Here is a 20,302-nt window from a genome sequence, read left to right as displayed (position 1 = left end):
ATTTACGTTATCATGCAACAAGATATTTACAACCTCAAAAAAACCCTGGAATCTTCCGAGGAAAAATTAACTTACTATAGTCTCCCTGAACTTGAAAAGCAAGGGTACAATATTAAAAAAATGCCTTTTTCGATTCGAATTCTACTCGAAAATGCGCTTCGTAATTACGATGATTTTTCGGTTACAAAAGATCACTTAGACTCAATTTTAAATTGGAAACCTGAGAAAAGTGAGAAAGACATTGCCTTTAAACCCGCTCGTGTTCTGATGCAGGATTTTACAGGCGTTCCTGCGGTAGTTGATATTGCATCTTTACGTTCAGAAATGGCTCGAAAAGGTGGTGATGCTTCAAAAATAAACCCATTGATTCCAGTGGACTTAGTAATAGACCACAGTGTGCAAGTTGATTATTTTGCCGCACAATACGCCTATCAACAAAACATGGAAGAGGAATACAAGCGGAACAGAGAACGTTATACTTTTTTGAAATGGGCGCAGAAATCTTTTAATAATTTTAGCGTGGTTCCACCTGGAATGGGCATTTGCCACCAAGTGAATTTGGAGTATTTTTCAAAAGGTGCTATCGCCCGAGACGGCATGGTTTTCCCCGACACACTTGTAGGGACTGACAGCCACACACCCATGGTTAACGGAATTGGCGTAGTAGCTTGGGGCGTAGGCGGAATTGAAGCCGAAGCTGCCATCCTCGGCCAACCTATCTATTTTATAAGTCCCGAAGTAATCGGACTTAAACTTACTGGAAAATTGCCGGTGGGAACAACAGCAACAGATTTAGTGCTTACAATCGCCAATCTGCTTCGTAAATACGGGGTAGTTGGAAAATTTGTTGAGGTTTTCGGCCCTGGTTTGGATAATCTTTCGGTTCCTGATAGAGCTACTATTGGAAATATGTCACCCGAATTTGGTTGTACAGTAACCTATTTCCCAATTGACGATAAAACGTTGGAATACATGCGAAGCAGCAACCGAAGTGAGAAACAAATTCAGTTAGTTGAAGATTACTGCAAAGCTAATATGCTATGGCGAAAAGACGAGGACCAAATAAACTATACCGATGTATTAGAACTTGATATTTCCACGATAGAGCCAAGTGTTGCAGGTCCAAAGCGCCCACAGGATAAAATTGTTTTAAAGGATTTCAGAGATAAATTCATTGAACTGCTAGATAGCGGTTTTGATAGAAAATATATAAAACCTGCTGAGCGAGAGGAAGCCATCACTCGTTGGAAAGAGGAAGGTGGAAGCCAACCAGTGGAACAACCTAAAGACCCCAATCTTGATGTTGAAATAGAAACCAAAACAAAAAATGGTTTAAAAACTGTTTGGATTTCAAACGGCAATGAAAAATATATGCTTTCCGATGGTTCCGTAGCAATAGCGGCAATTACTTCTTGTACAAACACCTCAAATCCTTTTGTGATGATTGGGGCGGGGTTAGTAGCCAAAAAAGCAAGAGAACACGGAATAGATGTAAAACCATGGGTGAAAACTTCGTTGGCGCCAGGTTCTAAAGTAGTGACAGATTATCTTGAAAAAGCAGACCTTTTAAAAGATTTGGAAGCGTTGCAGTTCCACTTAGTGGGTTATGGTTGTACTTCCTGTATCGGGAATTCTGGGCCTTTACCTCCACAAATAGCTAAGGCAGTAGAGGAGCAACAGTTGGTGGTTGCATCGGTACTTTCAGGAAATCGTAATTTTGAGGCGCGTATTCACCCTCAAGTTAAAATGAACTTTTTAATGTCGCCTATGTTGGTGGTTGCTTTCGCAATTGCAGGACGAGTTGATATCGATTTAACTACTGAACCGTTAACATCTGACCATAATGGAAAAGATATTTTCCTAAAAGATATTTGGCCTACCGATGATGAGATTCACGAAGTGATGAAAAAAGTACTTTCACCAAAAGACTTCGAAAAAAATTATGGGGAAATATTTGAGGGCAACGAAATATGGAGAAACCTCGATGTGCCAGATGACAAAATTTACAAATGGGATGATGATTCAACATATATAAAAGAAGTGCCGTTTTTCCGTGATCTTTCTGATGAACCCAAAGAATTGAAAAATATTGAAGACGCGCGCGCACTTTTGGTTTTAGGTGATAGTATTACAACAGACCATATTTCACCTGCGGGAGCCTTTTCCGAAGATTCCGCCGCTGGACAATATTTGAAATCAAGAGGTGTTGAAAAGAAAAACTTCAACAGCTACGGTTCACGCCGCGGAAATGATGAAGTTATGGTGCGGGGAACGTTTGCGAACGTCCGTATCAATAACCAGTTATCTGATAAAGAAGGCGGTTACACAACACACCTTCCATCGGGCGACGGAATGACGGTTTATGAAGCAGCCCAAAAATATATAAAAGACAAAACTCCACTCATAGTCTTGGCCGGAAAAGAATACGGAAGCGGCTCCTCCCGCGATTGGGCTGCCAAAGGAACATTTCTTTTGGGAATAAAAGCCGTTTTGGCAGAAAGCTACGAACGTATCCACAGAAGTAATTTAATTATGATGGGTGTATTACCGCTTCAATATTTAGAAGGCGAAAGTGCCAAATCACACGGATTGACTGGAAGAGAACATTTCAGTATTATAGGAATTGAAAAGGATTTAACCCCTTCAAAAAAAGTAACAGTGACTGCCAAAAACGACGATGGCAAGGAAATTGAATTTAAGGCAATAGCAAGACTGGATTCCCCGATTGAGGTAGCATATTATCAAAATGAAGGAATTCTTCAATATGTATTGCGACAGTTTTTGAAAAAATAAACGTGTGATTCTGCTTGTCCGTCCAAAACTCCTCCGTAAAAATTTTAACGGAATAACGTTGTGGCCTTTTGTGGTCTTAAAAAACCACGCCTTAAAAGAAGATGCAGTCTTTCTAAACCACGAAAGCATTCACCTTTGCCAACAAAGAGAATTATTGATAGTTTTTTTCTATCTGTGGTATGGATTTGAGTTTTTAATTAGGGTGGTTCAATTTAGAAATCGCCATAAAGCCTATCGAAATATTTCCTTTGAACGGGAAGCATATCATTACGAAGATGAAATAGGTTATTTGAAAAAACGAAGAGCTTACGGATTTTTAAAATTTCTATAATATCCTAAAGACAATTTTAAAACATGTGTCAGTCTGAGCTTGTCGAAGACTTGTTAATTAAAAAATAAAAAATAGCAATAAAAAATAATATGAGCATTCTCTTTTCCCCCTTAAAAATAAAAGAAGCAACCTTCAAAAACAGAATGGTCGTTTCGCCAATGTGCATGTACAGCAGCGATGATGGTTTTGCAAACGATTTTCATTTGGTGCATTTGGGAAGTCGCGCCGTGGGGGGTTCGGCATTAATGATTCAAGAAGCAACAGCCGTTTCGCCTGAAGGAAGAATTACCCATGGTGATATGGGCATTTGGAAAGATGAACATATTGAAAAGGCGAAACAAATAACCGATTTTGTTCACACACAAGATGCTTTAATTGGAATTCAACTGGCTCACGCTGGTAGAAAGGCTAGTTACCAATTGCCAAAAAATGGAGCTAGAAAAATCGCTCCTGATAAAGAAAACGGTTGGCAAACAGTTTCAGCTTCGCCATTGCCTTTTCGCGAAGGAGAACCGGCGCCAATTGCTTTGGATGCTACAGGAATTGAAAAGGTAAAAAATGATTATATCGCAGCCACACGTCGTGCCGAAAAAGCAGGGTATGATGTAGTTGAAATTCACGCCGCCCATGGATATTTATTCCACCAATTCTATTCTCCATTGGCCAATGAGCGTAAAGATGAATATGGTGGCAGTTTTGAAAATAGAATTCGCTTCTTACTTGAAGTTACTGAAGTTGTTCGCGAAGAATGGCCAGATGAAAAACCGCTTTTTGTAAGGATTTCTGCCACAGATTGGACAGAAGGGGGTTGGACTATTGAAGACTCGGTAAAACTTTCAGTGAAATTAAAGGAATTAGGGGTTGATCTAATTGATACTTCTTCCGGCGGAAATGTTCCACATGCAACTATCCCGAGCGAGCCGGGCTATCAAGTTCCTTTTGCTGCACAGATTAAAAACGAAGCAAATGTTTTGACTGGAGCTGTAGGACAAATAACAACTGCAGAACAATCTGAGGTTATTTTAAAAGAAGGAAAAGCTGATTTAATTCTCTATGCCCGTGAAAGCTTAAGACAGCCTTATTTTCCATTACATGCAGCTCACGAATTAAACGTAGATGTTAATTGGCCATTACAATACGAAAGAGCTAAAATTTGAAAAAATGTCATGCTGAGCTTGTCGAAGCGTAATATTAAAAAAGAATATGAATAAAGAAAAAGATTTAAAAAACATCCCTTTTTCGGTTTTGGATTTGGTTCCCGTAATTGAGGGAAGCACCCATAAAATCGCAATGGAAAACAGCCTTGCTTTGGCACAGCAAGCTGAAAAACTAGGTTATAAGCGCTTTTGGATTTCCGAACATCACAATGCAGAAAGCCTCGTGAGTTCCGCTACGCCACTACTAATTGGTTATATAGCTCAGGGAACAAAGACAATTCGTGTAGGTTCTGGTGGTGTAATGTTGCCAAATCATGCTCCCATAGTGGTTGCGGAGCAATTTGGTACGCTCGCTACGCTATATCCAAACCGAATAGATTTAGGTCTAGGTCGAGCCCCAGGAACTGATCAGCAAACTGCTCGTGCTCTTAGACGTGAACGCGTGGAAACGGTAAATGATTTTCCAGAAGATGTACAGGAATTGGAAAGGTATTTTTCAAAAGAAAACCATAATAGTCCTGTCCGGGCTATTCCAGGAGAAGGATTGGAAGTGCCTTTATACCTATTGGGCTCAAGCACATATAGTGCTCAACTCGCAGGAGCATTAGGACTGCCTTATGCATTTGCCAGCCATTTTGCACCAACCCATTTGCATGATGCACTGCGTTTATATCATTCAAATTTTGAACCTTCAAAACAATTAAACAAGCCTTATGCCATGGCTTGTGTAAATGTAGTTATTGCAAATACGGATGAAGATGCCGAATATTTGGCGACCAGCATGAAGCTTTTTATGCTAAACGTAATACGGAATACCCGCAAACCACTTGCCCCACCAGTGAAAAGCATGGATGGACTTTGGAACCCAATGGAAGAGGCTCATATCTCCCAAATGATGCAATACTCCTTTGTGGGCAGTAAAGAAACTGTTCAAAAGAAGTTAGCTGATTTTGCTGACGAAACGCGGGTAGATGAAATTATTGTTGTAGCCCATATTTATGACCAAACAGCGCGCTTGCGCTCTTTCGAACTTTTATCACAAATCAATCAAGGTACTATATGATATATTCACAATTGGGGAAAAAACCATCGGGCGAAAGGCTGGAACGAATCCAAAATTCACCCAATTTTCGTGATGGGGCATTTCAAAATATAAATGATACGCCGCAATTGGCTGAAGGGTATAGTTTCGGCAAAGTAATGTTCGATTTTTTTTTTAGAAAACCGAAAGACATAAAGCCTTCGCAACCCATTCCCTTTGTTAAAACCAATTTGAAAGAATTGCCAATAGAATCTAATATACTTTTGTGGTTTGGGCATTCTTCGTATTATATTCAGTTAAATGGCAAGAGTTTTTTGATAGATCCTGTATTTAGCAAAAGCGCTTCCCCAATTCCCCGAACCAATAAACCCTTCAAAGGCAGCAATGATTTTTCTGTAGAAAATATTCCCGAAATCGATTATTTGTTGATTTCGCATGATCATTATGATCATTTGGATTATAAAACAATTCAAGAGTTAAGACCAAAGGTGAAACAAGTAATTACAGGCTTGGGTGTAGGTGCACATTTTGAATCTTGGGGATTTGCTTCGGAATCTATTATAGAACTTGATTGGAACGAAACAAGAGAATTGGATAATGATATTACATTAAACACAACTTCAGCGCGTCATTTTTCTGGAAGGGGTTTTAAACGGAACAACACACTTTGGCTTTCCTTTGCTCTTCAAACAGAAAGCTATAATTTATTTCTGGGTGGTGATAGCGGATATGATACACACTTTAAGGAAATAGGCGAAAAGTTTGGTCCTTTTGATTTAGTGATTTTAGAAAACGGGCAGTATAATTTGGCGTGGCACTACATCCACATGCTGCCTGAGGAAGTTCTTCAAGCTGCGCAGGATTTGAGAGCAAAACAGCTTTTTCCTGTTCACTCTGGAAAGTTTGCGTTAGCATTGCATCCTTGGGATGAACCTTTAAATAGGATATTCGAAAATAGTAAGTCTTCAAATATTCCTTTGGTAACTCCACGTATTGGAGAGCTTGTTTATTTTGAAAATTCTTCACAACAGTTTTCGCAGTGGTGGAAGGAAATCCAATAATCAAACAATCTATAAATCGAACAATCTAACTACCTTTGCAAAAAAAATATAACATGCTAAAAGCCGTACTTTTTGATATGGATGGCGTCATTGTAGACACCGAACCACTGCACCGAAAAGCATACTTCAAAATGTTTGAGGAAGTAAATATTGAAGTGAGTGAGTCTATGTATAATTCTTTCACGGGACAATCAACTCTTCCAATTTGCAGAACACTTTGCCGTCATTTTAGTCTTACGGAAAGTCCAGAACATCTTGTTTCAACAAAAAGAAAACACTTTAAATATCTTTTTGAAAACGATAACGACCTTGCGCTTTTAGACGGTGTGCATGAATTAATAAAAGATTACCACGCCAATGGACTCACCTTGGTTTTGGCGTCTTCGGCATCTATGCCAAACATCAACCGCATTTTTGAGCGGTTTGATCTCGATAAATATTTTAAAGCTAAAATAAGCGGTGCCGATTTAAAAGCATCTAAACCACATCCAGAAATTTTCTTAAAAGCTTCTGAATTGGCGGGAGAACATACCGATCATTGCATGGTTATTGAAGATTCCACCAACGGAATCGCTGCTGCCAAAGCTGCTAATATTTATTGTGTGGGATACAAAAGTCAGCATTCAACAAATCAGGATTATAGTAATGCCGACAGAGTAATCAAAAGTTTTGATGAGATTGCTTTTTCGAATCTAATTAGTCTTTAAATTCAAAAAGGCCTTTATTTTTTTTAGCAGAATTGCTTGTCATTACTTTCATTCTCTGTAATGTAAGCTGCAATGGTTCGTCAAAATAAACCACATTTTGCTCTCCGTTCTTTTTAAGATGGCTGCGGATAATGGCGTGAGTGTGATATGTGGCCTGCTGCAATTTTAAAAATGGTTCATAGTCCTCAATATTACTGATAGCTTCGCTTCGGTCAAAAAAACCAAAACCTTTGTATTGTCCGTGAGCTACTAAGGCAAAGGCTATCTCCCCTTCTGTTCTTCCTTTTCCTTGAATGGCAAACGTAGGTTTGTTTTCTTTTAAGGATTGGATGGCTGCCTGAACTTTTAAATTATAATTTTCTACATTTTCAATGCCTTCACAGATACCCTCGCAATTTTTGATGCGATAGTGAGAGCATTTTTCAGAATTGCTCTGCAGCGTACAAAAACGTGGGCACAGCTTAAAGTTTTCACATATTTCTTCCAGCTTTTCGGTAGCTTCGGTTCTATTGTAAAAAGTGCTTACAGAATCGTGCAATGCATTTGTCTTTCCCAAGGCAAGTTGAATAATACCACGTTGGTTCAAATAACTAATAATTTGATAGGTAGTTGTTGGCCACTTTTGTGCACTGTTGAATTTTGGATAATGTTTCCGTATGTGTTCTGATTCTACGAGCAGCGCAAGTAATTCATTCCCCGTAAGTTCGTAGTCTATAAAATGGGTTTCCTGCCCAAGATGATATTCCTTTGTTTTCTTATCATAAAAATGTGAAAGCACTCTTTTCTTGATATTCTTTGCCTTACCAGCATAAATTACTTGATGCTTTTGATTTTTAAATAGGTAAATTCCGGATTGTTCAGGTAGTTCGTTTATTTGTTCCGCAGGCAGGTGAGGGGGTAAGGTAGCTTGTTTGGATCGCGGATTCAGAAAAGTAGTGATAGTTTCAAAATTATCATCTAAAGAAAATAATCTTTGAAAAAGAATTACAGTGGCATCTACATCGCCTTCAGCTCTGTGACGGTTGAGATGCGGAATGTTAATGGAGTTGCAAAGCCTTCCCAAACTATAAGATTGCAATCCGGGAATTAACTTTCTTGAAAGCCTTACGGTACATATCTTTTTTCGGTTGTAATGCTGTCCCAAAAGTCGAAACTCTCCGCGAATTACATTGTAATCAAAACTAACGTTGTGCGCCACAAAAATTGCATCTTGTGTAAACTCCTCAATTTGCTGGGCTACTTCAAAAAAACGCGGAGCATTCGCTACCATTTTATTATCAATTCCTGTAAGTGCCGTAATATGTTGTGGAATATCCCGCTCAGGATTTACAAGAGTGGTGTATTTATCAACCACTACATTCTCCCTCATCAGTGCAATGCATATTTCGGTAATCCTATTACCTGCAATGCCGCCACCGGTGGTTTCTACGTCAATGATTGCGAAAAGTTGTGAGTGCATTTATTTTTTACTAGGGATACAAATGTAGAAAATCATATTCAATTTTGTTGGAATATTTCCCGCTAAATGGAAATAATCCAAATATTTATAGTAAAATCTTATACTTGATAGGTGCCTTCTCGTATTTTTACAAGTAATATCGTAAGATTACGATTACAATATTGCTTCTTTAAAAGATACAAACTATTAGACAACAATTACTTGCCTTTATAGGCTGAAGTTATTTATTTCATGTACGTACTTACACGTATATAAAATTTAACAAAATATTATACTTTAGCCGCCTTTAACAAAAACCCCAAATATAATGAAACAACTTACTTTCCTGTGGATTGTAATTTGCTCGTGCTTTTTTCTTACTCAAAAAGCCAACGCGCAGTGTACATCCACCAATTATGATCCGGAAACCTGTTCCGATTATTTTCAAATAGTTCCCACTGTCAACGGGAGATCCAATTCTGTACAAAATTTCATGCCCAGCTTTGCGCCAGGCGATTTGTATTACATTAATTCTACTGTAGGAAATCCTTGGGGCAATAACACCAACCAAGTTGCTATGGATAGCGCTTTTGGTGCCGGCAATTGGACCCAAGAATTTTTTGAGACCTTAAATGCAGCAGTTGTCTTTGCTGCTCCTACAAAATTTGTCTTTATAGACGGAAGCGATTCTAATGCGACCGAACTGGACGCTTTTTTAGTTGGAAACCTTCCTGCCATTGAGGCTTGGGTAAATAACGGAGGTACACTGTTATTGAACAGCGCACCCAACGAGGCTGGCAATATTAATTTTGGATTTGGTGGCACCACTTTGGTTTATCCAAATGAGAGTAGTTCAGTTTCAGTAGTAAATACTTCCCATCCAGTATTTATAGGCCCTAATACTCCAACTGCTACCCCAATGACGGGTGGTAATTATTCACATGCTTCAATTACAGGTACTGGTTATAGCAACCTTTTGGTTGATAGTACCAATCCAGCAAAAGTGCTTTTGGCCGAAAAGGCTTGGGGTGCTGGAAGGATTATGGTAGGTGGAATGACTACGGTTAATTTCCACTCCCCCAATCCAGCAGCAACCAATTGGCGTATAAATTTATTGGTATATATGGAATCATTGGCAATAAACGGTCCCATTATTAGCTGTCCAGGAGATATCACGGTTTCTAACGATCCAGGTATCTGTGGTGCAGTAGTAAATTATACCGTTACGGCTTCAAGCAGCACTTCCACAATTCCACCGCAAGATGGATTTGGTAACTTTACAAAATTGGGTGCTTATAACGGACATACCTATTACGTATCTAATAACCCTATGAATGGTTCGGCAGCTTTTGCTGATGCCCTTAGTAATGGTGGTTATGTTGCTACTATCAATGATGCAGCAGAAAATACTTATATAAATAATGCAGTTCTAGCGACTATTCCCGGTTTGGATGTGTTATTAGGTCTTAATGATTTAGCCACGGAAGGAAGTTTTGAATGGCAAAATGGAGACCCACTGGGTTATACTAACTGGAATGCAGGTGAGCCTAATGACGCTGGAGGAAATGAGGACTATGCAGTGATGTTTACTACAGGACTTTGGAACGATGTTCAAGAAGTTACCCCTCATCGTTACGTTTTAGAAATAGATGCAACTTTTGAGCAGACAGCAGGACTTCCTTCTGGTTCAACTTTCCCAGTAGGTACCACAACCAATACTTTTGAAGTTACGGATAGTAATGGAACTTCTAGCTGTAGTTTTGATGTTACTGTAAATGACACAGAAGTTCCTGTTTTTGCAGATATTTACGGGGATGGTACTTTAACTAATCCTTTTACTTCCCTACTTCCAGAAATAGTTGGAAGTGTAACATCTGGAACGTATTACTTTGCTTTTAACGGAAGTACTTTCCAAGGGGTATTGGATAACGATACCGATGGTGGCGGCTGGTTAATGATCCTTAACTACGTACATCAAGCAGGAGATAACTCAGTGTTGGAGGTTAGAAATACAGATCTTCCTTTATTAGGTGCATCTACCTTGGGAACCAGTGAAGCGGCTTCACCATCTTGGGGCCACTTCGGAAATGTATTGGCTGCCGATATCGATTTTGAAGAAGTGCGTTTCTTTGGGCAAACCTCAAGAGATTTAAATAATGTAATTGATTTCACCACAGACTTTTCTGCAGTTTTGGACTATGTGAAAACAGGAACTGGTAGTTTTTCTGGAATTAATAATCCTGCAAACTATACGCTAGGTGCAAATCATAATGCTTCAATTCCACAAAATGCTCCAGATTTCTTTTCGAACGAAGGTGATTTTGCCTTGACCAATTTCCCTTTTTGGAGAAATGGACAGGCACACTGGGGAGTTAGAGGTGCAGGAAATCGTTGGGAAGTAGATGATTTTACTATTAATAGTTTTAGCACCATTCATCGTGTATGGGTAAAAGGAGATCTTTCTCCAACTTTTAATAACGAAAATGTTACTATCACAGTGCAACTTGATGGGTCAGGAAACGTAACCGTATCGCCTGCCGATTTTGGATTAACGACCGCAGATAATTGCGGTGCTGTAACTCAAACATTAAGTATAACTGATTTCGATTGTTCAGATATTGGAAGTAATACCATTCAATTAACAGCAACCGATGGCGCTGGAAATGAAACAACAATTGATGTTATTGTTAATGTTGAAGATACAGAAGCCCCGGTAATAACTTGTGTTGCAGATACAACTCGCGATACTGATTCTGGAGTATGCCAATACACAATTGTAGGCACCGAGTTTGATGCAACTTTTACTGATAACTGTACCAGCGGAAGTATCACAAACGACTTCAACGGAACGGATACGCTTGCAGGTGAAATCTTGCCAACTGGTGATACTACAGTAATTTGGAATGTAGATGATGGTAATGGTCAGACAGCTACTTGTACTACTGTAATTACAGTAGAAGACAATGAAGCGCCAATCATAGCCTGTCCTGTAGACATTACCGCCAACACAAGTGCGGGTAACTGCTTTTCAACAGTAAGTTTCTCGATGCCTTATACACAGGATAACTGTGGTATTGATACCGTAGTGCAGACAATGGGTGACCCAAGCGGAAGCCAGTTCCCAGTTGGCGTGAACACGATTGAGTTCACCGCCACCGATGTAAACGGAAACGTAAGCACTTGTAGCTTTACCATTACGGTGATCGACAACGAGGCGCCAGTTGCCGTTTGCCAGAACATCACCATCCAATTGGATGCCGCTGGTAACGCAGCTATAGTTGCAGCAGATGTGGACGGTGGCAGCACTGACCAATGTGGTGTGGCTACTATTTCAATAGATATGGATACGTTTGATTGTTCCAATGTTGGAGACAACAATGTAATCCTTACAGTTACCGATGTAAACGGAAATACAAGTACGTGTACCGCCATCGTAACGGTAGAAGATGTAACCGCCCCAGTGGTAGCCTGTCAGAACCTTACCGTGGAACTTGATCCTTTAACGGGAACGGTTACCATAGCCGGAACTGATATAGACAATGGCTCTACCGATACCTGTGGCATTGCGAGCTATGATCTTGACATCGATACTTTCGATTGCTCGAACATAGGCGACAACACTGTTGTACTAACCGTAACCGATGTAAACGGAAATACTGAAACTTGTACCGCCATCGTAACGGTGGAGGACAATACAAGTCCGGTACTTGTATGTCAGGACTTCACATTGGAACTTGGAGCAGATGGCACCGCCACCCTTGACCCAAGCGATGTGATAGCGAGCAACGATGATGCCTGTGGTATCTTTACAGTAGCCGTGGACATTACACAGTTCAGCTGTACCGATATTGGTACTCCTGTAACCGTTCAGATCTTCAGCCAAGACAACAACGGCAACCTTGCCACTTGTACTGCGGTTGTAACCGTGGTTGACAACCTTGCGCCAGTGGTTACTTGCCCAGCAGACCAAACGGTAGATCCAGGTCAGGGGAACTTGTTCTATATTGTTCCTGATTACTTTGCAACGGGAGAGGCAACGGCAGTAGACAACTGTACCGATCCTGTTACCGTTACCACTCAGGACCCGGCTGCGGGAACAACACTTTCAGACGGCACCTATACCATCATGCTAACCGCAACAGATGCGTATGGCAATACGGGAACCTGCGAGTTTGAGCTTGTTGTGGATAGTGTACTTGGCACGGGAGGCAACAACCAGAGCCTTGGAAGCATCGCGATGTATCCCAACCCCGCAAAAGGAAATGTAACCATCGGCAACCCACAGAGCCTAGAGCTTGAGCGTGCTGATATTTATGACCTAACGGGAAGATTGGTGCAGTCGTTCAACTTAAAGGGAATGGCAACGGCCAAGACCTTAAATGTAGATAACCTTGCTGCCGCTACCTATGTAGTGATCATCAAAGGCAAAAACGGTCAGATAACCAAGCGCCTGTTAAAAGAATAGTTTTCTTTTAAATATTTATAAAAAACCCCTTGTGCAAATTGTACAAGGGGTTTTGTTTTTTTAGTAATCAAGGGTCATATTTTTTTTTCGATGATAAGCACTCTTGAAACTTCAAATAATTTTTTTAGGAGTATTTACGTACCATGCAATACAACATGCATTTGCTTTCATAATTTCTACTTTTAAAAATGGGCATCCTGTAAAATAGGCATAGATGAATTTAAGAATCCCAAACCTCAAATCCACAATTAATTAAACACAAATCCCAGATCCGAATCATAGAATATTAGGTGATTTCTTATATATTTACTGCCCCTAAACCTCCCTATGAAAAACCTGATTCCCCTAACTCTATTCATTTGTATTTATTTTAGCTCCCCAGCCCAAACTCCGAAGATAGATAAGCTTAACCAACAGATAGAAAACAGCGTGCGATCAAATCCCGATTCTGCTAAAATCTATATGTTCCGTTTATTGAAACATTCCGCTGAGCTTCACGACACGATCATAGCTGTAACTTATAGCAATATTGGTATTCAATACAATAAGTTGGCTGTTCTAGATTCGTCTGAGTTTTATATGAAAAAAGCACTTCTGTATGCAGAAAACTATCCACTAACGCGAGCTCAGTTGTATTTAAATTTGGCAATCAATTATCGCATAGGTTCTCGATACGAGGAGTCTTTAAAGGCATTAGATAGTGCGATGCAGCTCTACAAAGAAGAAGATGACCGCCAAGGAGAGGGTATCGTTTTGGGTGAAATGGGCTCCAATTATAACTATATGATGAATAGTGAAAAGGCATTGGAATATCTTAAAAAATCAATTGCCATTCTTAGTGAAGGAAAAAACGTTCGAGAACTGAGTGTAGTAAGACAAAAATTAGCCAATCTTTATTATAACAACCGTAACTATGCTTTTGCTAGAGATATTTATGAAGAGGTTCTGCCTGTATTTGCAAAAAATAAGAGTGCCAATTATTATTATACTTTAATAAGTTATGCTAACTGCTTAGTTCACTTAGAGGAGAATTACCAAGCGGCTGAAGAGGCGCTGAAGGAAGCTATATCTGCACTAAAATTGATGAATAATATGGAAATAGTTTGGGTCAGTGTAAGTAATTTGGCCCAAGTTTACAATGCTACAGATAGAACTCAACTGGCACAAAATGCCTACCAAGAAGCCTATGAAGGATCGTTCCAGCTAAATTCACCTAGGTTTTTGGAAATTAGTGCCCAATACTTGGATTTTTTAAATAGCCATAAACTTTATAGCCAAGCCCTCAATGTAATAGGCCAAGTTAAATCTTCCTCTAAAATTCCTCTTTTAAAAATGAATGCCGACAACGAAATAGCCTTTTTGAAAGAGGCTGTAGCTACCTATAGTCAAAGTGGACTGGTGGAGAATGCCTTGGAAGCTTTTGAACGGATGGATTTTTTAAAAGATTCGCTTAACACCGCTATAAATCAAACTAAATCGTTGGAGCTCCAGCAAACCTACCAAAATGAATTACAACGTGAAAAAAATATTGTATTAGAAAAAAACAATGAACTATTAAGCGAGAACAATTCTAAAAAAGACAAAATTTTATTTCTGAGCATCCTCAGTTTCGCACTAGTATTAGCTATGGTACTCCTTTTGTATCTAGCAAATAGAAACAAACTCAAACTACAAAATCAGTTGGTAGTAAACCTTGAAAACTCCAAAGAGGTTTTGGAAGAAAACCACAAACTGGAGAGCGAATTGCTGGAAGAAAGGGAAAGGACACTGGCAAATAAGGAAAAGGAATTGGTTCAAGTGTCTCTGGAAATCTCTAATCTTAAAAGTAAAATAATTGAATTGATAGACCTACGCGAAAATCCGGAGCAATCCCATGCACTGGCTTCCGAATTAAAAGAACTGTTAGGCAATCACAATTATTGGAAATACTTTAAGGGCAAATTTGTTGAGGTACATCCGGCTTTCGCATTGTTACTCACGGAAATGTTTCCAAACTTATCTGATAATGATATTGCATTCTGCTGTATGTTGAAACTTCAGCTTTCAGCCAAAGAAATCGCTCCACTAATGGGTATTAGTGTAGAACAAGTGGATTCAAAAAAAGCAAGTCTTCGCAGAAAAATGGGCATGGAGGATGATATCTTGGGCTTTGAAAAATTAATAGATCATCTGGAATAACAACTAAAAACTACCCTGAGTGCCTACAGTCGGTGAAGCTGTAGCGAAAATTAAACGGCAGAAGTATCCTTGCCAGCGCTGCAAAGCAATCTCTTGAATATGATCAGAACTATAAGCATCCCTTCGCAGCAAAGTAATCTTATTGTAACTTTGTACTTGAATACCCATAAACAGCATCTACAAAGTGAAGAAATCTTATAAAACCGCTGCCATCATTGGCTTTGTTTCCAAGGGCGTTATCTATTTGGTAATCGGCATCCTTTCCCTTTTGGCCGCATTGAATATGGGTGGCGAAAGCTCGGGTACCAGCCAAGCGCTAACATTTCTTAAAAAACAACCTTTTGGGCAAATACTGTTGTTGCTATTAGGGGCCGGTCTGCTGTGCTATTCCTATTGGATGTTTATACAGAGCATTAAAGACCCTGAGAATATAGGCAATAGCAGAAAGGCAAAACTAAGGCGTTTCGGACTTTTTACAACCGGCTTGGTTTATACATTTATAGCAGTGCTTGCTTTTTATCATGTGTTTAACCATACAACCGAAGGAAGTTCCGGGTCCAGTTATCTCAACTTTTTGGGAACTTCCACCTTATCCATTATTTTTATTTGTGTGGGAATCATTTTGGCAATCCAAGCCATCGTTTTAATGATAGGGGTTTTTAAAGGGGGCCTGTTAGACCAGTTTAATCTGGAGGGACATAAATATTACAAACTTATTCGTCATTTTGGCCAATTTGGTTTTTATGCCCGCGCATTTATAGTAGCCATAATCGCCTATTTCTTTTTACGGGCTGGAATATATACTGGCAATCACGAGATAAAGGGAATACAGGAAGCTTTCTTGTTTTTAAACCAATCTGATTTGGGTAGAATCTTGATGGCTGTTACCGCCGTAGGCTTTATTTCCTATGGAGCATTTTATGTTTTTCTTACACGGTATCGGAGTTTTGAGGGGGAGTGAGATAATTTTACAATCTAACCTTAGGTAGACACAATTATAAAAACGCTATTTCCTCCAGCAGATTATACCATTATGACGCACGAAGAAATGGATACTATGGGTGGACAATAGTTAAAAAGTTGCTCAGTTTTAAACCTACTCCATTGGGGTTTCTAAATTTTACGCTATTGGGTCTTCCCTCGTGTATAGGCAGTTTGTTTAAAACTTCGGAGAGTTCTATAATGGCGGGATTACGCGCTTGTATCTGCCCTGGCTCCAGTTTAAAATAAAGGTTCAGAGCAAGGATTATTTCACGATGCCATTTTGGGTTATGCAAGACGATTATTTTAACCAAAAAATTGAATTTATTGGTGCTTATAAATATACCAGGCCTGAAATATTAATTGAGTTTAAAAAATCAAATTTCGAAATTGAACTTTCTATAAATTAATCTGATACTGTATTCTTCTATTACTTATAATTCCTCAATTGTCATCATAACATAGGATGGAGACAATATGTTTAGGCATACATAGGAAACAGTCCTATTTCAAGATAATACTATTTGTGATACAGGCAGCAATTCTCGAATACGAAATGCTTCGTCAATTAACTATACTGCGTGTTACACAGTCGTTGTTTTTCTTTCAAGTTCGGTAAGTTTACTTGTCAATACTCGCTTTGCTTCCGTTATGGAGTCTTTTTTCAAGGGTACGCCCAAAATCAATATTGTGTTTATAACTTTATTTATTCCGTTTTCATATTGAATACTTTTTATTTCTATTTGGTCTGATGGGTAACAAAGAAAGCCATATTTGAAATCTGTCTTGCTGAATGAGGAATATGCCATTATCTGATGTAGGTCTTGTCTATGGTATTCTTTAAGTAATTCACTTTTTTCAAATTTATTGTATAAATTTGATTTGTACTTTGCGTCAATAAACACTAGAAAATCTTCTTTCTGAAAAATAGCGTCCGGTTCAATATGCTTTAGTTCCCAAGAGTAATGTTTTGAGGTACTTGAACGAAATTTAAAGTTCGAATAGAGTCGCCCGCCTATCTCTTTTGCTGCTTCTCTGAAGATGTGTTGTATAAACTTTTCAAATACATCTGAGAAGTCAACACGCCAAGCTGTACTGTCAACAAGGTTAAAATTTAAAATTTTATTGGCTTGTTCCTTACAATTTTTGACTGCTGGGCTGTCTGAAAATCGAATAATTATTTTATTGGTTGCTTTTGGCTTATGATGATATAACCGCTCTTCAAGAAAGTTTAACTTATTTCTAAGTGTATTTTTTATTCTTTGTGGCGTATTAGCTGAGAGGAGTTCAATTTTACAAATGTCAAACACATATCTAATTTCAGCATATTCAGTGTGGAACTCGCTTAATACATTGGTTCTAGCTGGAAACTTTAAACGATTTTCGACTTTATATTCTGAATCAATATATTTCGTCCAGTTAACTTGTCCAGTTGGTTCATTTGAAATCTTTTCAACGTTGTCAAACTTGCGCCAAGGTTTCATTGTCAGTTTTTCAAGAGAAGCAATGAATTTTACAGCTTCTAAATATAAGGGTGGTCTAAAATTTTTACCCGATGCTAGGGGCAAACTGTCAATGACTTCTGGACTGATCTCTGTTCCAAGTAAGTTTAAAATTTCAATATAATCCTCAAATCTATCGCGCCCAGTAAATCTGGGCATTACTACAAAATCACCGATTTGCTTTCCGGTGTCAGAAGCTCTTAATGGAATGGAGCCAATAAAGCTTGATGAATGAAAAGTTAAGGCAGTACTTTGGTCTGAGCCAATTATGTAAGGTCGAACCCCTAAGAATTTAAATTGCTCTGAATTGTAATCAATAAATTTTTGAAGGTATTGCCCAATGATTCTTTTGTCTGCCGATTTGAACCATTTTTTTTGTAGCTCAATTCCGCCTAACTTTCTTGATTGTTCAGTTAAGCAAGGGATTTCACAAAATACATCTAATGATTTTGTCATTCAAAGAGAGATAGGTTTATTCTTGTTGAGAAATAGTTATTAAACTCTTCTTTAGCATTTCGTAACAGCCCTTCCTGTAAATATTCTTTAATCAGAGGAAAAATTTCGTAACGGATTCTATTCAGCATTTCTATTTCATTTCTAGCGATGAAATACCCTTCACCTGGCTGAAGGTTTAATTCAGTACTTGAAGCATACCAATTAAAAATTTCCTCGATAACAGCGAAGTCTTCTTTAAAGAAAAACTCTTCATCAGTTACCTTATTGACAGAGACATTCCCAAGCTTTTTGCTTGGACCAATAATAATTTTTGGAGTCAAAGGATACCAAGCAAACCTTCTTCTCAAGGCAAAATCCACAACGGCCAAACTTCTGTCGGCTGTATTCATAGTTGCAATCACCAAAAAATTGTTAGGTAGTTTCTTTATCTTGAAATTAGGAGAAATTTCAATTTCTACGTTTGAGACATCCATCTTATGTTCGAATAAGTAAAAGATTGGTCCTAAAACATTTGAAAGGTTAGCCCTATTTATTTCGTCGATGATTAAAACGACTTTTACTGTGCTATGTTCAACGGCATACTTCAACGCTTCCGAGAAACTACCCAAATATTCTCTATATCGAAGTTTTTCGTTTGCGGTATCAGGTCTTAATCCAAAAATGAAGTCGGAAAAACTAGTTTCTGCGTGAAATTGGGTAAAAAATGTCTTTGCACTAATTTTGTCTGCAACCATTTTTGCTGTTCTAGTCTTTCCCGTTCCTGGAGGACCTTGAAGTACAATATATTTTCGCTCATTTAAGAGGCTCTTGACTTCTTCTGCTTCATCAGTAATTTCTATTTTAAAAAAAGGTTCTAGTGCTTCAGTAACTGCTTTTCGATGGTCTTTGTTAGAAGGCCAGTCTCTAAGCTTCGCATAACCTGCTACGAAAGCTGCAATAACTTGTTTTCCTTCTTCGCTTTCCGGGTCGTTAACAATTTGACAAGTAGGTAAAACTTTGGTGTAAGTTTTAATAGAGTTTTTTATATGCTGTAAGCTTGGGCTTCCTGTGATTGATTTAGGTAAACTAGTTTCTATATCTGAAAAATCCGATTTACAAAAGCCTCTTTCGTTTGTTAAGTTTGAAAACAATCGCCTTAATCCAGGATATGTTGCAAGCTCATAGTCATTTTTAAACCCACTGGAACCAATTCCAAGGCAAACAAGCCAAGGTTTATTCTGGTCGTTGGGAAATATTGTCAGAGAAAAGTCGTGAAATGGACCGGATACTTCTTCTTCTGGGTGAATAAAGCCAAAATAAGCACCATTATCTTTAAGAGCTTCTTGTCCTGTGTTATTCCTTTCAACATAGGATTTATTGAATTCGTTGTCAGTCTTGGCACCGAATAGTTCAGCTTTTTCTTTTATAAATTGTCTAATATTTTCTATACTCATATTCTTTTTTTATGTGCCCTTTTACAATACCTGATATCAAAAGATTTAATCTTCAGTTTTTAGTTTATACTTTTCGAGTAATTCTTTGGAGTTATCAAACTTCAAGAGTTCGTCAACAGTTAATTTGAATACTTTCGCAAAAACTGCCATATTAGTAAGAGAAATATTCCGCTCACCTCTCTCTATCATTCCTATATAAGTTCGGTGAAATCCTGTTTTATATGATAGTTGTTCTTGACTTAAATTTTCTTGAATTCTTAAGTATCTAATTCTACCACCAAATTCTTTTAAAAGAAAGTTATTTATCATAGCTCGAAACTATACTAATTGTATGTTTTTATCAACCGACAATATGTATCATTTAGCCTAAATTTTCTTTGAGTTAGGGATTGAATTGGAAATCCTTTTTTTTTTTCAGCCGAAAAAATTGCATCGGAAAGTGCGACTTTAGGTAACACGCAAATAATTAATAAAAATGAAATTTGGGAATATTGTCTTCTCCTAAAAACCCCAGCCACGGATACTCCATAGCAAAGCCATAGCAAAGTCATTAGATTGTAAGAAAACAGCCCTTTTTTCTACAAATTAAAAAACAGCAGAAAATAATCAGCAATGAGCGGTCAAAATCCCGATTAGATGAGAATAAATAATAAAAAATAATAAGAGTGACCCACTAAATATTTTAACTTCACTACTCACTACTCACTACTCACTACTCACTACTCACTACTCACTACTCACTACTCACTACTCACTAC

14 protein-coding genes are annotated in these 20,302 nt (G+C 38.4%); 9 read left to right on the top strand and 5 right to left on the bottom strand.

Annotated features, from left to right (window positions below):
• Window positions 1-12 precede the first annotated feature (12 nt).
• From acnA to AEQU1_RS04415, 6 genes are all read left to right on the top strand, one after another.
• Window positions 13-2,793, top strand: a complete 2,781-nt coding sequence (gene acnA / locus AEQU1_RS04440) for an aconitate hydratase AcnA (RefSeq protein ID WP_111879545.1) — start codon at window positions 13-15, stop codon at window positions 2,791-2,793.
• 4 nt (window positions 2,794-2,797) lie between these two features.
• Complete coding sequence (locus AEQU1_RS04435) at window positions 2,798-3,124, top strand: hypothetical protein (RefSeq protein ID WP_111879136.1); 327 nt, start codon at window positions 2,798-2,800, stop codon at window positions 3,122-3,124.
• Window positions 3,125-3,213: 89 nt separating this feature from the next.
• Window positions 3,214-4,281 (top strand): NADH:flavin oxidoreductase/NADH oxidase, encoded by a 1,068-nt coding sequence (locus AEQU1_RS04430; protein ID WP_111879134.1) that lies wholly within the window; start codon window positions 3,214-3,216, stop codon window positions 4,279-4,281.
• A 46-nt stretch (window positions 4,282-4,327) separates the two neighbouring features.
• A complete protein-coding gene (locus AEQU1_RS04425; protein ID WP_111879132.1) occupies window positions 4,328-5,344 on the top strand; it encodes an LLM class flavin-dependent oxidoreductase in 1,017 nt (338 codons plus the stop codon).
• Complete coding sequence (locus AEQU1_RS04420) at window positions 5,341-6,384, top strand: MBL fold metallo-hydrolase (RefSeq protein ID WP_111879131.1); 1,044 nt, start codon at window positions 5,341-5,343, stop codon at window positions 6,382-6,384. The genes AEQU1_RS04425 and AEQU1_RS04420 overlap by 4 nt, the downstream gene beginning before the upstream one ends.
• Before the next feature lie 53 nt (window positions 6,385-6,437).
• Window positions 6,438-7,091, top strand: coding sequence for an HAD family phosphatase (locus tag AEQU1_RS04415; RefSeq protein ID WP_111879129.1), 654 nt, complete (start codon window positions 6,438-6,440; stop codon window positions 7,089-7,091).
• On the opposite strand, the gene AEQU1_RS04410 is transcribed toward AEQU1_RS04415, so the two are convergent.
• Window positions 7,081-8,550 (bottom strand): exonuclease domain-containing protein, encoded by a 1,470-nt coding sequence (locus tag AEQU1_RS04410; RefSeq protein WP_111879128.1) that lies wholly within the window; start codon window positions 8,548-8,550, stop codon window positions 7,081-7,083. The genes AEQU1_RS04415 and AEQU1_RS04410 overlap by 11 nt on opposite strands.
• Window positions 8,551-8,857: 307 nt before the next feature.
• Between AEQU1_RS04410 and AEQU1_RS04405 the strand changes: the two genes are divergently transcribed.
• From AEQU1_RS04405 to AEQU1_RS04395, 3 genes are all read left to right on the top strand, one after another.
• On the top strand, window positions 8,858-12,994 hold the full coding sequence (locus tag AEQU1_RS04405; RefSeq protein WP_111879126.1) for an HYR domain-containing protein: 4,137 nt from the start codon (window positions 8,858-8,860) through the stop codon (window positions 12,992-12,994).
• Between the two features lie 327 nt (window positions 12,995-13,321).
• Window positions 13,322-15,172, top strand: a complete 1,851-nt coding sequence (locus tag AEQU1_RS04400; protein WP_111879125.1) for a tetratricopeptide repeat protein — start codon at window positions 13,322-13,324, stop codon at window positions 15,170-15,172.
• Between the two features lie 184 nt (window positions 15,173-15,356).
• A complete protein-coding gene (locus tag AEQU1_RS04395; RefSeq protein ID WP_111879123.1) occupies window positions 15,357-16,133 on the top strand; it encodes a DUF1206 domain-containing protein in 777 nt (258 codons plus the stop codon).
• 94 nt (window positions 16,134-16,227) lie between these two features.
• Here the strand turns inward: AEQU1_RS04395 and AEQU1_RS04390 are convergent, their stop codons facing one another.
• From AEQU1_RS04390 to AEQU1_RS04375, 4 genes are all read right to left on the bottom strand, one after another.
• On the bottom strand, window positions 16,228-16,449 hold the full coding sequence (locus tag AEQU1_RS04390; RefSeq protein ID WP_181566710.1) for a hypothetical protein: 222 nt from the start codon (window positions 16,447-16,449) through the stop codon (window positions 16,228-16,230).
• A 288-nt stretch (window positions 16,450-16,737) separates the two neighbouring features.
• A complete protein-coding gene (locus AEQU1_RS04385; RefSeq protein WP_111879122.1) occupies window positions 16,738-18,111 on the bottom strand; it encodes a hypothetical protein in 1,374 nt (457 codons plus the stop codon).
• Window positions 18,108-19,544, bottom strand: coding sequence for an McrB family protein (locus tag AEQU1_RS04380; RefSeq protein ID WP_111879120.1), 1,437 nt, complete (start codon window positions 19,542-19,544; stop codon window positions 18,108-18,110). Before AEQU1_RS04380 ends, AEQU1_RS04385 begins: the two co-directional genes overlap by 4 nt.
• Window positions 19,545-19,589: 45 nt before the next feature.
• Complete coding sequence (locus AEQU1_RS04375; protein ID WP_111879119.1) at window positions 19,590-19,853, bottom strand: helix-turn-helix domain-containing protein; 264 nt, start codon at window positions 19,851-19,853, stop codon at window positions 19,590-19,592.
• Between the last annotated feature and the right edge of the window lie 449 nt (window positions 19,854-20,302).

Source organism: Aequorivita sp. CIP111184 (genome assembly GCF_900489465.1).
Classification (GTDB): domain Bacteria; phylum Bacteroidota; class Bacteroidia; order Flavobacteriales; family Flavobacteriaceae; genus Aequorivita.
The sequence above is the reverse complement of the archived record's forward strand: the minus strand, read 5'-3'. Positions and strand labels throughout refer to the sequence as shown.

Bases quoted from the DNA above. Each gene is read 5' to 3' on its own strand.
- acnA (WP_111879545.1), top strand. From the start codon at position 13: ATGCAACAAGATATTTACAACCTCAAAAAAACCCTGGAATCTTCCGAG.
- AEQU1_RS04430 (WP_111879134.1), top strand. From the start codon at position 3,214: ATGAGCATTCTCTTTTCCCCCTTAAAAATAAAAGAAGCAACCTTCAAA.
- AEQU1_RS04425 (WP_111879132.1), top strand. From the start codon at position 4,328: ATGAATAAAGAAAAAGATTTAAAAAACATCCCTTTTTCGGTTTTGGAT.
- AEQU1_RS04420 (WP_111879131.1), top strand. From the start codon at position 5,341: ATGATATATTCACAATTGGGGAAAAAACCATCGGGCGAAAGGCTGGAA.
- AEQU1_RS04415 (WP_111879129.1), top strand. From the start codon at position 6,438: ATGCTAAAAGCCGTACTTTTTGATATGGATGGCGTCATTGTAGACACC.
- AEQU1_RS04410 (WP_111879128.1), bottom strand. From the start codon at position 8,550: ATGCACTCACAACTTTTCGCAATCATTGACGTAGAAACCACCGGTGGC.
- AEQU1_RS04405 (WP_111879126.1), top strand. From the start codon at position 8,858: ATGAAACAACTTACTTTCCTGTGGATTGTAATTTGCTCGTGCTTTTTT.
- AEQU1_RS04400 (WP_111879125.1), top strand. From the start codon at position 13,322: ATGAAAAACCTGATTCCCCTAACTCTATTCATTTGTATTTATTTTAGC.
- AEQU1_RS04385 (WP_111879122.1), bottom strand. From the start codon at position 18,111: ATGACAAAATCATTAGATGTATTTTGTGAAATCCCTTGCTTAACTGAA.
- AEQU1_RS04380 (WP_111879120.1), bottom strand. From the start codon at position 19,544: ATGAGTATAGAAAATATTAGACAATTTATAAAAGAAAAAGCTGAACTA.
- AEQU1_RS04375 (WP_111879119.1), bottom strand. From the start codon at position 19,853: ATGATAAATAACTTTCTTTTAAAAGAATTTGGTGGTAGAATTAGATAC.